Consider the following 13,745-nt stretch of genomic DNA (forward strand, 5'->3'; position numbering starts at 1 on the left):
CACTCGGCGTGCCCGGACCCGCGCACGCCGAGTGCGGCGTCACTCGAACCGCGAGATGTCGCCCGCTCCCTTGCGTACGATCTCGGCCTCGCCGCTCGAGAAGTCGATGACGGTCGTCGGCTCGGTGCCGCAGTCCCCGGAGTCGATCACCGCGTCCACGACATGGTCGAGCTGCTCCTTGATCTCCCAGCCCTGGGTCATCGGCTCCTCCTCGTCGGGCAGGAGCAGCGTGCTGGACAGCAGCGGCTCCCCGAGCTCGGCGAGCAGGGCCTGGGCGACGGCGTGGTCGGGAATGCGGACGCCCACCGTCTTCTTCTTGGGGTGGAGGAGCTTGCGAGGCACCTCCCTGGTCGCGGGCAGGATGAACGTGTAGCTGCCGGGCGTCGAGGCCTTGATGGCTCGGAACACGTCGTTGTCGATGTGCACGAACTGGCCGAGCTGCGCGAAGTTCTGGCACACGAGGGTGAAGTGGTGACGGTCGTCGAGACGGCGGATCGAGCGGATCCGGTCGATGCCGTCGCGGCTGCCCAGCTGGCACCCCAGAGCGAAGCAGGAGTCCGTGGGGTACACGACCAGCGCACCCGCCCGGATGGAGTCGGCGACCTGCGTGATGGTCCGCTGCTGAGGGTTCTCGGGATGAACATCGAAGTACTTGGCCACCCGACGAGCTTATGCGCTCGCCCGGCGCACGGCCGCCGGTCGGCGCCCGCCGCGGCCCACCGCCCGGCGGCCGGGGGCTGCTGCGTCACGCCCCGGACCGTCCCGGGGGCCGGTGCGGAGCCCTCCCCACCGGCCCCCGGGCCCCGACCGATCCACGGCGCGCCGCGTTCGGCCGGGCGGGTGGCCTGGGGTCTCAGCCCCTGAGCCGGTCGATCTGCCGGATCTTGTTGGTGGCGTCGAGGGCGGCGACCTTGTACGACTCCGCGAGGGTCGGGTAGTTGAACACGGCGTCGACGAGGTAGTCGACCGTTCCGCCGCAGCCCATCACCGACTGGCCGATGTGGATCAGCTCGGTGGCGCCGGTGCCGAAGCAGTGCACACCCAGCAGTTTCCGGTCGTCCGGGGATACCAGGAGCTTGAGCATGCCGTGCGAGTCGCCGATGATCTGCCCGCGGGCCAGTTCGCGGTAGCGGGAGATACCTACCTCGAACGGCACCCGGTCCTCCGTGAGTTGGTCCTCGGTCCGCCCGATGAAGCTGATCTCCGGGATGGTGTAGATGCCGATGGGCTGGAGGTCGTGCATCGGGTTCACCGGTTCGCCGCACGCGTGGTACGCCGCCGTGCGCCCCTGTTCCATCGAGGTCGCCGCGAGTGCGGGGAAGCCGATGACGTCGCCCACCGCGTAGATGTGCGGGACCTCGGTGCGGTAGTGCTCGTCGACCTTGATGCGCCCGCGCCGGTCGGCGGACAGGCCCGCCTTGTCCAGGTCGAGGGCATCGGTGAGCCCTTGGCGGCCCGCCGAGTACATCACGGCGTCGGCGGGTATCTTCTTGCCGCTCTCCAGGATCGTGAGGGTGCCCTTCGGGTGGCGTTCGACCGCGGCGACCGTCTCGCCGAAGCGGAACGTGACCGCCAGGTCCCGCAGGTGGTACTTGAGCGACTCGATCACCTCGACGTCGCAGAAGTCGAGCATCCCGGGCCGCTGTTCGACCACGGTGATCTTGCTTCCGAGGGCGGCGAACATGGAGGCGTACTCCATGCCGATGACGCCGGCCCCGACGATGACCATGGACCGGGGCACCCGCTCCAGGCTGAGAACGTTGTCGGAGTCCAGGATCGTCCGCTCGTCGAACTCGACGGTCTGCGGCCTGGCCGGCCGGGTGCCGGTAGCGATGACGATGTTCTCGGCGCTCAACAGCCTTTCATTGCCGTTGACTTCGCTGAGGACGATGGTGTGGTCGTCGACGAACCGGCCCGTTCCGGCGAAGAGCGACACATGGTTGCGGGACAGTTGGCTGCGGATGACGTCGACCTCACGGCTGACCACGTGCTCGGTGCGCGAGGTCAGGTCGGTGACGGTGATGTCCTCCTTGAGGCGGTAGCTCTGGCCGTACAGATCGCGTTGTGTGAGCCCGGTGAGATAGAGGACCGCCTCGCGCAATGTCTTCGAGGGGATGGTCCCGGTGTGGATGGAGACCCCGCCGACCATGTCGGGGCGGTCGACGACGGCGACCCGGCGGCCGAGCTTGGCTGCGGCGATGGCAGCCTTCTGGCCGCCCGGGCCGGATCCGATGACGAGCATGTCGAAGTCTGGCACCCTCCGGAGTCTGTCAGCCCGGACCTCCCGCCCGGAAGGGCGAACGGAGTTCGGTTGCCCGGAAGGCCACCTCCCCCTTCGTCCCGGCCCCTCCCCGCGACCGCCGGACACCGCCCGGCACCGCCGGGTTCGAATGCTGAACATCCTTGGCGGGCAGGGCGCGTGAGCGGGTGGGCCGCGCCCGAAACCCGGATGCGGGTGCCGCGCGGCCACCCTAAGGCTGCGCTCGCGGTGAGTGCCGGGTGCCGTGCCGGTGACGAGTGGATCGGAGGCGCGCGAGACATGGCCAGTCGACTGTTCGCGATCTGTATCAACACACCCCGGCCGCCGGACCTCGCGCGGTTCTGGGCAGGGGTACTCGGCCGGGAGCGGGCCGACGGTCCGCACGGCCACGCGGCGGTCCTGCCGGCCGACAGCACCGGGCTCCGAATCCGGTTCGTGCCGAGCCGGGAGCCGAGGGCGGGTCGGAACCGTGCGCACTTCGACCTGACGAGCACGTCCCCCGAGGATCAGCGGCGCACGGTGGCGAGGGCGCTGGAGCTCGGCGGGTGCCACATCGACGTGGGCCAACTCCCCGAAGAAGGGCACGTGGTGCTCGCCGACCCGGACGGCAACGAGTTCTGCGTCAGCGAGCCGGGGAACGAGTTCCTCGCGGGCACCGGCGCCGTGGGAGCGCTGGCGTGCGACGGCACGCGGGACGTCGGCCTCTTCTGGAGCGAGGCACTGCGATGGCCGCTCGTCTGGGACCAGGACCAGGAGACCGCGATCCAGGCGCCGGACGGGGGCACGAAGATCTCGTGGGGTGGTCCGCCGATTCCGCCGAAGACGGGTGCGAACAGGCTGTACCTCGAACTCGGTGTCCCCGGCCACCTCGACCCGGAGGCGGAGACCGACCGCCTCGTTTCGCTCGGCGCGACGCATGCCGGTGCCGCCACCGGTTCGGGCGGGGGCGACGGCGACCAGGTGTTCATGCTCGATCCCGACGGCAACGAGTTCTCGGTTCGGGGGATCCGCCGGCGGGGGTAGGGGCGGCGGAGGTGCCGACGCCGGTCAAGGTCCGCCCTGTGAGCGGCCGTTGTGATGGCCGGGCCCCGTCCCTCGCCGGCGGGTGCAGGTCACGCGGGGCTGACCCAGGTGCCCCGGTCGGCGGAGCGGGACATGGCGTCCAGGGCGGACGCGCTGTGCACCGCGTCGTCGAGGGTCGCGCCGTGCGGGGCGCCCTCGGCGACCGAGCGCAGGAACCGGTACGCCTCGATGACCTTGAGGTCGTCGTAGCCCATGCTGTTGGCGGCGCCCGGCTGGAACGCGGCGTACTCCCCGTCCCCCGGGCCGACGAACAGCGTGCTGACCGGCTGGTCCTGGTACGACGTGCCCGTGCTGACGCCGAGTTCGCCCATGCGGCGGAAGTCCCAGTGGGCCGCGCCCCGGGTGCCGTGGATCTCGAAGCCGTAGTTGTTCTGTTCGCCGACCGAGACGCGGCAGGCCTCCAGGACGCCCCGCGCACCGGAGGCGAAGCGCAGCAGGCAGGAGACGTAGTCCTCGTTCTCCACCGGGCCCGGCACGCCGCCCGTCGAGCGGGTGTGGCCGGCCGTGGCGCCGGTGGGCCTGGCCCGCTCGGGCACGAAGACGGCGGTGTCGGCGAAGAGGGAGGTGATGTCGCCGAGCAGGAAGCGGGCCAGGTCCACGCCGTGCGACGCGAGGTCCCCGAGCACTCCACTTCCGCCGCGCTCCCGCTCGAACCGCCAGGTCAGCGCACCCTCGGGATGGGCCGCGTAGTCGCTGAGGAGCCGGATCCGGGCGTGCGTCACCGTGCCGATCCCGCCGGAGAGGATCAGTTCGCGGGCGGCGGCGACGGCGGGCGCGTTGCGGTAGTTGAAGCCGACAGTGCCCTGGACACCCGCCTTCGTGACCGCCCGCGCGACGGCTCGCGCGTCGTCGGCGGTCAGGCCCACCGGCTTCTCGATCCAGATGTGCTTGCCGGCCTCCGCCATCGCGACGCCGATCTCGCGGTGCAGGAAGTTGGGGGCCGCGATGCTCACCGCCCCGATCCGGGGGTCGGCGGCGATCTCCCGCCAGTCCCGGGCGGCGGTGCTGAACCCGTACCGCGCGGCGGCCTCCTCGGCCCGCCCCGGTACGTCGTCGGCCACGGCGATCAGCTCCGGCCGGAGGTCCAGCTGCGGGAAATGGTGCCGCACACGGCTGTACGCCTGGGTGTGCACCCGCCCCATCCAGCCGAATCCCACGACGGCGACACCGAGCGCACTCACCATGACTGCCCTTCTTTGGACCGGTCCATATGCCTTCCGCCTCACATTGTCCGCGGTCACCATGGGTGTCAACCCCTTTGACAACGCGTCGGAGCCTGTGGAACGGTCCAGAACATGAGACCACCGACCATCCGTGACGTCGCCGAGCGCGCCGGCGTCTCCAAGTCGCTGGTCTCGCTCGTGCTGCGCGGCTCCGACCAGGTGCGCCCGGAGAAGCGCCAGGCCGTGCTGAGCGCCGTCGAGGAACTCGGCTACCGGCCCAACGCCGCCGCGCGCAGCCTCAGCGAGCGACGCACCCGCACGGTCGGAGTGCTCCTCAACGACATGCGCAACCCCTGGTTCGTCGAACTGCTCGACGGCCTGAACTCCCTGCTGCACGACCGCGGCCTGCACATGCTGCTGGCCGACGGGCACCTCAACCGCCGCATGGGCGAGGACCTCACGCGCACCTTCACGGACCTGCGCGTGGACGGGCTGGTCGCCGTCGGCACGCTCCCGGGCACGGAGGCGCTGCGCACGGCGGCCGGCCAGGTGCCGACCGTCCTCGCCGGGACCCGCGAGCCCGTACTGCCCCACGTCGACGTGGTCGCCAACGACGACGAGCACGGCGCCCGCCTCGCCACCGAGCACCTCATCGGGCTGGGACACCGGCACATCGCCCACATCGCCGGACTCGGCGTGGTCGGCGCACTGCGCCGGCGCGGCTTCGAGTCCGTCATGCACGAGCACGGGCTGTCCGGTACCGCCGTCGTGGAGCAGGGCGACCTGACCGAGGAGGGCGGCTACCGGGCCACCGTCCGGCTCCTCAGCGCCGCGCGGCGCCCCACCGCGGTCTTCGCCTTCAACGACATCGCCTGCGTCGGCGCGCTGTCGGCGGCCGAGGAACTGGGACTGCGGGTACCCCGCGACCTCTCCCTCGTCGGGTACGACAACACCTACCTCGCCCGCCTGCGCCACCTGTGGCTGACCACCGTGGACAACGCGGGCCACGAGGTCGGCCGCCGCGCCGCCCGATGCCTCCTCGACCGGATCGACGACCCCGTCCGGCCCGGCGAGGTCGTCCTCGCCACGCCCTCCCTGGAGGTGCGGGGCACGACGACGGCACCGGGCGGCTGACACCCTCGCGCATGCCGACCCAGCCCCCGCACCGGCCCGGACGCGCCCGGGGGCCGTACGCCACGACCTGACCGGCGGGCGCGCCGCCCGCTCGGCCCGCTCAGCCGGCCGGGGGGTCGCACTCCAGGCCCGGAGGGCAGAACCAGAGCAGGGCCGTGTCCACGAGTTCCCGCTCGTCCTCGGCGCCGTCCGCGTCGGAGCCGTACGCGACCAGGGCGTACCGCTCGCCGTCGGCGGCCTCGAAGCGGTGGTCGATGACGTGCCGCGTGCTGCCGCCGTCCTGCTCGCCCGCGATCTCGTCGGCCCGGTACTCGTGCTCCGCCGCCGACCCGGTGTCCGCCGGCACCTCCGCGAGGGAGACCGCCTCGTACCCGTCGAGCTTCTCCGCCTCCACCCGCGCGGCCTTCAAGGAGGCGTACGGGGAGGTCTCCAGCACCTGGAACACCTGGAGGCGCCGGGTGCCGTCGGGGCTGCGGTAGTCGACGACGTCGATGCCGTACTGCGAGGAGCGGGCCTCGCGCGTCCAGTCCTCGGGCAGCGCGATGCGGTATCCCTCGGCGTCCTGCTGGGACGCGTAACCGACCGGCAGGGCCGTGGACGCCGCGTCGTGGGTCCCGGACCCGGTGGGCGGTACGCCGTTCCCGGCGCCGTCCGTCCCGGCGGTCGACTCCTGTTCGGCGGCGGCGGGTTCACGGTACGGCTCCGGCTCGTCCTTCCAGGCCAGTGCCCACACGCCGAAGGCGAGGCCGACCACCGCGAGGACGATCCCCGTCCGCTGCCGGACGGCCTTCTGCCGGGGAACGTCCAGGTACTGGTCGGTGTGGAAGAGGCGTTCGCGCCGGGACCCGCCCCACTCCTGCCGCTCGGTGTCGTACACCCTCATCGCCGCGGCCCTCCGTCTCGCCGTCCCGTGCCCGTGGCCGAGGGCTCGTCCCCTGCCACCGACCTGCCGACGCGCCGTCCCCCGCGCCGATCCGCGTTCCGTCCCCCGCGCACGGCCCCGTTCATCCGAGGAGTTGCGCGACGCCCTGCACGACGGCGGTGGCCGACGCGACGGCTCCCACGGCGGTGGCCCGGGTACCCAGCCAGCCGCGTACGCCCGTGAGCAGGCGGACGAGTCGGCCCTGCCCGACGGCGCCGGTGCGGACGATCTCGGCCTCGACGTCCGCCAGTTCACCGTCGAGCGCGATGTCCTCGGCGTGGTGTTCCCGATCCGCCAGCGCCGCCCGCAACTCGCGCACGGAGCGGAGGAGTTCCTCGTGCCGGGCGTCCGACTCCGCCCCGGTGCGGTTGACCGAGACCGCGCTTCCGTGGCTGCCGGTGGCGATCGAACCGCCGCTCATGGAGCCGATGTTCACACTGCCCGAGCCACCGTCCCGGGCCGGTCCGACGGGGTCGTGCTGTCCTGTGTCGTTCATCTGCGGGTGTCCTTGACTGCTCGGCGGGAGTGGCTGTTCAACGGGGGTCCGTGCGCGGCGCTCCGTGCGCCGGGGCGGAGGGGTGGGCGTGGGCGCTGCCGTGGCGGCCGGTCGAGACGGCGCCGCCGGACATGTCCTGGATGAAGACGCTGCCGCCGCCGAGTTGGTACACGTGCTGCTCGAACTGGTCGGTCTGGTAGCCGTGTTCCTGGAGCGCCTGGCGCACGCCGTTGACGATGCGCTCCTGGATCGTCTTGATGTACCGGGTGACGTCCATCTCCTGATACGGGGACAGCCCCTTCGTGCCGGCCACCTGGCGCAGCGAGAAGCGCGGGACGTCGGGCACCGAGTCACGGTCGGACCACCCCGTGCCGATGTCCCGGGCGATCGTCCCCAACGCGCCGATCGCCGTGTCCACGCCGATGGCGGGCCCGTTGCCCAGGGCGCGCAGGGCGCCGCGCACCCAGGTCTCCGGCAGCTTCTCCACGAGCGCGTCCATGGCCGCGAAGTCCTTGCGGACCGGGCCGAGCACATGCGGCGCGACCTCCAGTACGAGCATGCCGCCCTGGGTGTGCAGCCGGACCAGGACGGTCACCACGACCTGCTCGTGCCAGGCGCCGATGCGCACGCGCAGGAAGACGCGCCGCCCCTCGCCGCCCTCGTCGACGGCTTCCGCGAGATGCGCGGCGACCTGCGCCGGGTCGTACACCGGGCGGCCGTTCACCGGCCGCCGCCCGTCCGGCGTGGGGAGACCCGCGTCCGCGGTGCCGCCGATCCGGAGCTCCTCGGTCCGGCCGACGCCGCCCGGCAGGTACACGACCCGGTCGACCTCGATCTCCCGCAGTCGGTCCTTCCCGGTGAGCGCGGCGGACTCGCGCAGCCGCACCAACTGCCCCTCCAGCATGGTCAACGCGCGTTCGGCGGTGAGCGGGCCCTCGTTCTGGTGCGGTACCGGGGCGCCGTTCGCCGACGGCGCGGCACGCCTGCGCAGCTCCATCGCGAACGACCAGGCGTCGCGGGGCGAGCCCATGCCGACGAAGGGACTGTCCGGTTCGTACAGGGTCAGAGCGGCCTCCTGCTCGCGGCGGATCGCGGTGAGCAGGTCCTCGTACAGCGGTCCGGGCGGCAGGTCGGGCTGGGTCGCCCTGCGGAAGGTCCAGCGGGACAGCCAGCGGCACAGCGCACGGCGTTGTGCCGTCTGGTGCCACCAGGCGATCAGGGCGACGGCCAGGGGGAACAGCAGGGGATAGGGCGTCTGCACGGTGCCGTCCAGGACCCCGGAGACGTACCGGTACCAGTAGAAGAGGGCGAACGCCGCCGCGAGCAGCGTGACCCCGCGGCCCGCTCCGGCGGCGGCCCTGGCCACCGGGTCCGGAAGGTCCGCCCGCCGCCCGTCCGCGCTCTGTGTGCGCATCACGTGGGCGAACCACAGGGCGAGGGCGACGAAGGCGTAGAACTGCGACCACGGCAGCGGCAATCCGCCGGTGAGCTTCTCGTCGCCCTGGTAGAACGCGGTGAACACGTCGCCGAACCCCACCTCGGCCCCTTCGCCCCACCGGTCCGACAGGCTGTCCCAGAACATCACCACGTCGGAGAGCAGGAACCCGCACCAGGCCGCCAGCATCAGCGCCGCCGTACGCGACTCCTGCCGGGTGACGCGCAGCGCGTGCGCCAGCACCGGCAGCACGTCGATCCCCGAGGGCGGGGCCACCGGGCGCTCCTGGTGGTCCACCAGCTCCGAGATGACGCGGCGCCGGAAGGAGGGGTCCTGGTAGACCCCGGCGCACAGCAGCCGGGTCGACTCCGTACGGCTGTACCGGTGCTGCGGGAGCCTCACTCCGGCCACGTCGCTCCTCCGCTGTCCCTGGTGTGCAGAAGAAGCAAGCTAGTGATCGTGAACGCCGCCGTCCGGCCGACGGAAGGCCGTCCCTCCGTACGGGTGAATGGGCGCGGTTCCACTGGACAGGGCGGCACCGCCGCACGCCGGTGCCGGGGTGCGGCACCGCCGCACGCCGGTGCCGGGGACCCGGTCAGAGCACGGCCGCGACCTCGAAGCCCGCCTCCGTGATGGCGGCGCAGATCCGTGAGCCGTCGAGCGCCTCGCCCGTCACGGTCACGGCCCCGCTGTCCAGGTCGATGCCCACCGAGAGCACCCCGTGCACCGAACCGACCCTGGTCTCCAGAGCGCCGGCACAGCGGTCGCAGGTCATGCCGATGACGTGATAGCGCTGCTCAGTCATGGTCCCTCGTCTCTTCCCGGCGTGCGGACACGTACTGCGGGGCGGCTCCCGGATCTGATACGCGGCGGCCCGCGGGGGCGTTCAGCGGCCTGGGCGCGCCGCCGGGCCCCCTGCGGCCGCGGTGCCGCCCAGCCTGGTAGTCACGGGGACAGGGAGATCGCGGCGATCGCGCCTACGGTGGAACGCATGGCACAAGGAAGCGAGCTCGGCGACTACCTGCGCTCCCGGCGCGAACGGGTCCGCCCCGAGGACCTCGGCCTCCCGGCCGGGGACCGGCGGCGGGTCACCGGTCTGCGGCGCGAGGAGGTGGCGCTGCTCGCGGGCATCAGCACCGAGTACTACCTGCGGCTGGAGCAGGGCCGCGACCGGCACCCCTCCGACCAGGTCGTCGACAGCATCGCCCGCGCGCTGCTGCTGGACGGCGACGAGACCACGTACCTGCACGACCTGGCGCGTCCCGTCCGTCCCGCCCGCCGCCGGACACCCCGGCAGGAGAAGGCGGGGGACGGCGTACGGAGCCTGATCGACGGCTGGACCACCACCCCGGCCCTCGTCCAGGGCCGGTACATGACGACCCTGGCGGCCAACCCCATGGCGACGGCCCTCAGCCCGTACTACGCGTCGGGTGTGAACTCCCTGCGCGCGGCGTTCCTCGAACCGGAGATGCGGGAGTTCTTCCGCGACTGGGACGGCATGACGGCCAAGGCCGTCGCCTATCTGCGCTCACTCCTCGGCAGCGATGTCGCGGACGATCCCGGGCTCGTCGAGCTGGTGGGCGAGCTGAGTCTGCGCAGCGAGCGGTTCCGCGGCCTGTGGTCCCGCAAGGACGTACGGCTCAAGACGAGCGGGATCACGCTGATCCGTCACCCCCTGGTGGGGGACCTCGACCTGCACTACGAGAAGCTCGCGCTGCCCGGCGCACCCGGCCAGATGCTGGTCACCTATCACGCTCCGTCCCCGGGGCCCTCCCGTGAGCGCCTCCAGATGCTGGCCCACCTCGCCGCGGGGGCGACGGCCCCGACGGGCGGGCCGGGCGGAGCGGAGAACGCGGGCGGCGCGGCGCGGCCGGCGGACCGCGCGGGGACGGCCGGGGAGGACTCCCACGAGGGCACCGACCCGCCCGGCCGGCGCACCGCCCGGCCCTGACCGCGTACGACGCAACGCCTCGATACCGACACGGCACCGACGCCGGCACCGACTCCGACCCGCATCACCCGGAGGCACCGCGCCCACCGGGCGGACCGGCGTGCCCGCCGACGTGCCCGCGCCCACCCCCCCCCGTACACCCAGCGGGACCCTCGCAAGGAAGGCGACATGAACAGCACAGACCCCACAACAGGAACAACAGGAACCACAGGAGCCACGGGAATGACAGGAAAGTCAGGAACCACAGGGGCGACCTCAGGTCCCGGGGTTCCGGGGACCGCCGAAGCCGTCGGACCGGCCGACCACGGCGGCGCGGGCGGCACCACGGTCCTGGTGACCGGCGGCTCCGGGTTCCTGGCGACCCGCTGCATCGCCCAGGCGCTGGAGCGGGGCCACCGGGTGCGCACCACGGTCCGCGACCCCGCCCGTGAGGCCGACGTCCGCAAGGACCTGGCGGCCGCGGGAGTGGCGGCCGGCGAGGCGCTGTCCTTCGTCGTCGCCGACCTCACCTCGGACGACGGCTGGACCGAGGCGGTGGACGGGTGCGCGTACGTCCTGCACGTGGCCTCGCCGTTCCCGCCCTCCCGACCGCGGGACGAGAACGAACTGATCGTGCCCGCGCGGGAGGGCACGCTGCGTGTGCTGCGTGCGGCACGTGACGCCCGGGTGCGCCGCGTGGTCGTCACCTCCTCCTTCGCGGCGGTCGGATACGGGCACCCCGAGACGGACCGGCCGTTCACCGAGGACGACTGGACCGACGTCGACGGAGGAGTCTCGCCCTACATCAAGTCGAAGACCCTCGCCGAGCGGGCCGCGTGGGACTTCATGGCCCGCGAGGGCGGAGGCACGGAGCTGTCGGTCGTCAACCCGGTCGGCATCTTCGGCCCCGTGCTGGGCCCGGACCACGCGGAGTCCATCAACATGGTCAGGATGCTGCTGGACGGGGACCTGCCCGGCGTTCCGCGCCTGCACTTCGGGGTGGTCGACGTACGGGACGCCGCCGACCTGCACCTTCGCGCGATGACAAGCCCCCGGGCGGCCGGGCGGCGGTTCGTGGCCTCGGCCGGCGACGCCGTGTCGCTGCACGACATCGCCCTCACGCTCCGGGGCCGGCTCGGCGAGGCGGCTCGGCGGGTGCCCGTCGGCGTCCTCCCGGACGAGGCGGTGCGCAAGGCCGCCGAGACCGACCCCGCGATGCGCGAGACCGCCGACAACCTGGGCAGGGTCCGGCATCTGACCAGCGAGCGGGCGCGCCGACTTCTCGGCTGGCGGCCCCGCTCCGGCGAGGACGCCGTCACGGCCACGGCCGAGAGCCTCATACGCCTCGGCCTGACCCGCTGACCGTGCCCCGGAACCGGTCACGTTCGGCCGCTGACCCGCTGACCCGCTGACCCGCTGATCCGGTGACTTCTGCCCCGGTGGCCCGGTGCCCCGGTGGCCCGGCGGCCAGGTCGAGCGCCCGCCCTCGCGCCACGGGAGGGGCGGGCGCCCGGTCGCGCCTCAGCCGAGCGACGCACTCCCGGGCAGCGCGCGGCCGAGGATCGAATCCAGGTTGGCGGAGGCCGGGAGGGTGCCGAAGGCGTTCCCCCAGTCGCCGCCGAGCCGAGTGGCGCAGAACGCGTCGGCGACCGCCGCGGGCGCGTGGCGGACCAGCAGGGCGCCCTGGAGGGTGAGCGCCATGAGTTCGACCAGCCGGCGGGCGCCTCTCTCGGCGAGCGCGGGATCGGACAGCGTGTCCTTGAGCCGGACCACCGCCGCGTCCAGGTGCGCGTCGGCGCCCCGCGCAGGGGACAGTTCCGCGAACAGCGCGTCCGCGGTGTCGGGCGCCCGGCCCAGGGCGCGCAGCACGTCGAGGGCGTTCACGTTCCCCGAGCCCTCCCAGATGGAGAGCAGGGGCGCCTCCCGGTAGTGGCGGGGCATCCCGGACTCCTCGACGTACCCGTTGCCGCCGAGGCACTCCAGGGCCTCGGCGGTGAAGGCGGGCCCGCGCTTGGTCACCCAGTACTTCCCGACGGCCGTCGCGATCCGGCGGAACGCCTGCTCCTGCGCGTCGCCGCGCACGGCACGGTCTGCGGCGCCCGCGAGCCGCAGCGTGAGGGTGGTCGCGGCCTCCGACTCCAGCGCGAGATCGGCCAGCACGTTGCGCATGAGGGGCTGGTCGACGAGCAGCGCGCCGAACGCCGCGCGGTGCCGGGTGTGGTGGCCCGCCTCGACGAGCGTCTTGCGCATCAGGGTCGCGGTCGTCATCACGCAGTCGAGGCGCGTGCAGTTGACCATCTCGATGATCGTCTTGACGCCCTGCCCCTCGGGGCCCACCAGCCAGGCGACGGTGTTGTCGAACTCCGGCTCGGAGGAGGCGTTGGACCGGTTGCCGAGCTTGTCCTTGAGCCGCTGGATGCGGAAGGTGTTGCGGGTGCCGTCGGGCAGGATCCGCGGCACCAGGAAGCAGGACAGGCCACCGGGCGCCTGGGCGAGCACCAGGAACACGTCGCACATCGGCGCGGAGGTGAACCACTTGTGGCCGCGCAGGGTGTAGACACCGGGCTCGGCCGTCGGGGAAGCGGTCGTCGTGTTGGTCCGGACGTCCGAACCGCCCTGCTTCTCGGTCATCCCCATGCCCGCGAGCAGCCCGCGCTTGCCGCTCGGCACGCGCAGCCCCGGGTCGTAGACCCGGCTGACGAGGAGGGGCTCGTAGACGGCGGCCAGTTCGGGCTGCCGGCGCAGTGCGGGGACGGCCGCGTACGTCATCGAGGTGGGGCAGCCGTGTCCGACCTCCGTGTGTCCCCACACGAGCCCCTTGGCGGTGCGGGCGACGTGCGCGCCGGGGCGCTCGTCGGCCCAGGGCGCGGCGGCCAGGCCCTCGGCGACGGCGACGTCCGTCAGCCGGTGCCAGCTCGGGTGGAAGTCGACCTCGTCGACCCGGTTGCCGAAGCGGTCGTGCGTGCGCAGTTCCGGGGTGAACCGGTTCGCCTGCTCACCCCACGACTGGGCCTCCTCGCCCCCGGCCAGCCGGCCCAGACGGCGTACGTCCTCCTCGGCCCAGGCCGCGTCCTCGCGGCGCAGGCCCTCCACCAGGGCGGCGTCGTCGGAGGCGTCGTACGGGGCGAGGGCGGGAGCCTGGTTCGTGACGTCGTGCGTGGCGGACTGCTCCGGCGCGAGTATGGGGACCATGGCGGCAGTGTTGCATTATCCGTGCGGTCGCAGCAATAACGTAATAGACGTGTTTCGGGGGAGGTGGCGCTCCGGTGCCGGGGGTCCAGCGGCCCGCGGCCCAGCGGCCGGGCGGCCGGGCGGCCCGGCG

At 73.0% G+C, this 13,745-nt stretch carries 12 protein-coding genes; 4 read left to right on the plus strand and 8 right to left on the minus strand.

Going from position 1 to position 13,745, the window contains the following annotated elements; translation table 11 throughout:
* Nucleotides 1-39: 39 nt before the first annotated feature.
* Together IE265_RS12825 and sthA are read right to left on the minus strand one after the other, a co-directional pair.
* Entirely contained in the window at nt 40-660 is a 621-nt protein-coding gene (locus IE265_RS12825) for an L-threonylcarbamoyladenylate synthase (RefSeq protein ID WP_190035600.1), read from the minus strand.
* Nucleotides 661-853: 193 nt separating this feature from the next.
* Nucleotides 854-2,257 carry a Si-specific NAD(P)(+) transhydrogenase gene (sthA, locus tag IE265_RS12830; RefSeq protein WP_229916151.1) on the minus strand — a complete coding sequence of 468 codons (1,404 nt, stop codon included), beginning with the start codon at nt 2,255-2,257 and terminating at the stop codon, nt 854-856.
* 282 nt (nt 2,258-2,539) lie between these two features.
* On the opposite strand from sthA, the gene IE265_RS12835 reads away from it, so the two are divergent.
* The gene (locus IE265_RS12835) at nt 2,540-3,283 is read left to right on the plus strand and encodes a VOC family protein (protein ID WP_190035601.1); all 744 of its coding nucleotides are present in this window, start codon (nt 2,540-2,542) and stop codon (nt 3,281-3,283) included.
* 89 nt (nt 3,284-3,372) lie between these two features.
* Here the strand turns inward: IE265_RS12835 and IE265_RS12840 are convergent, their stop codons facing one another.
* A complete protein-coding gene (locus IE265_RS12840; protein ID WP_190035602.1) occupies nt 3,373-4,527 on the minus strand; it encodes a Gfo/Idh/MocA family protein in 1,155 nt (384 codons plus the stop codon).
* A gap of 111 nt (nt 4,528-4,638) precedes the next feature.
* Here IE265_RS12840 and IE265_RS12845 point away from each other — a divergent pair, with 111 nt between their 5' ends.
* Entirely contained in the window at nt 4,639-5,640 is a 1,002-nt protein-coding gene (locus IE265_RS12845) for a LacI family DNA-binding transcriptional regulator (protein ID WP_190035603.1), read from the plus strand.
* A 100-nt stretch (nt 5,641-5,740) separates the two neighbouring features.
* On the opposite strand, the gene IE265_RS12850 is transcribed toward IE265_RS12845, so the two are convergent.
* From IE265_RS12850 to IE265_RS12865, 4 genes are all read right to left on the minus strand, one after another.
* A complete protein-coding gene (locus IE265_RS12850) occupies nt 5,741-6,523 on the minus strand; it encodes a serine/threonine kinase C-terminal domain-containing protein (RefSeq protein WP_190035604.1) in 783 nt (260 codons plus the stop codon).
* A 121-nt stretch (nt 6,524-6,644) separates the two neighbouring features.
* Complete coding sequence (locus tag IE265_RS12855) at nt 6,645-7,058, minus strand: hypothetical protein (protein WP_190035605.1); 414 nt, start codon at nt 7,056-7,058, stop codon at nt 6,645-6,647.
* 37 nt (nt 7,059-7,095) lie between these two features.
* Nucleotides 7,096-8,904, minus strand: a complete 1,809-nt coding sequence (locus IE265_RS12860; RefSeq protein WP_190035606.1) for an AbeC-like domain-containing protein — start codon at nt 8,902-8,904, stop codon at nt 7,096-7,098.
* 184 nt (nt 8,905-9,088) lie between these two features.
* A complete protein-coding gene (locus IE265_RS12865; protein WP_190035607.1) occupies nt 9,089-9,298 on the minus strand; it encodes a heavy-metal-associated domain-containing protein in 210 nt (69 codons plus the stop codon).
* Nucleotides 9,299-9,484: 186 nt separating this feature from the next.
* Here IE265_RS12865 and IE265_RS12870 point away from each other — a divergent pair, with 186 nt between their 5' ends.
* Both IE265_RS12870 and IE265_RS12875 read left to right on the plus strand, forming a co-directional pair.
* Nucleotides 9,485-10,444: a helix-turn-helix transcriptional regulator gene (locus IE265_RS12870; RefSeq protein ID WP_190035608.1), complete on the plus strand. Its 960-nt coding sequence runs from the start codon at nt 9,485-9,487 to the stop codon at nt 10,442-10,444.
* Between the two features lie 222 nt (nt 10,445-10,666).
* Complete coding sequence (locus IE265_RS12875; protein ID WP_190035609.1) at nt 10,667-11,785, plus strand: SDR family oxidoreductase; 1,119 nt, start codon at nt 10,667-10,669, stop codon at nt 11,783-11,785.
* 159 nt (nt 11,786-11,944) lie between these two features.
* Here IE265_RS12875 and IE265_RS12880 read toward each other — a convergent pair whose 3' ends face one another.
* On the minus strand, nt 11,945-13,615 hold the full coding sequence (locus IE265_RS12880; protein ID WP_190035610.1) for an acyl-CoA dehydrogenase family protein: 1,671 nt from the start codon (nt 13,613-13,615) through the stop codon (nt 11,945-11,947).
* Between the last annotated feature and the right edge of the window lie 130 nt (nt 13,616-13,745).

Source organism: Streptomyces fructofermentans, assembly GCF_014651055.1.
GTDB lineage: Bacteria > Actinomycetota > Actinomycetes > Streptomycetales > Streptomycetaceae > Streptomyces > Streptomyces fructofermentans.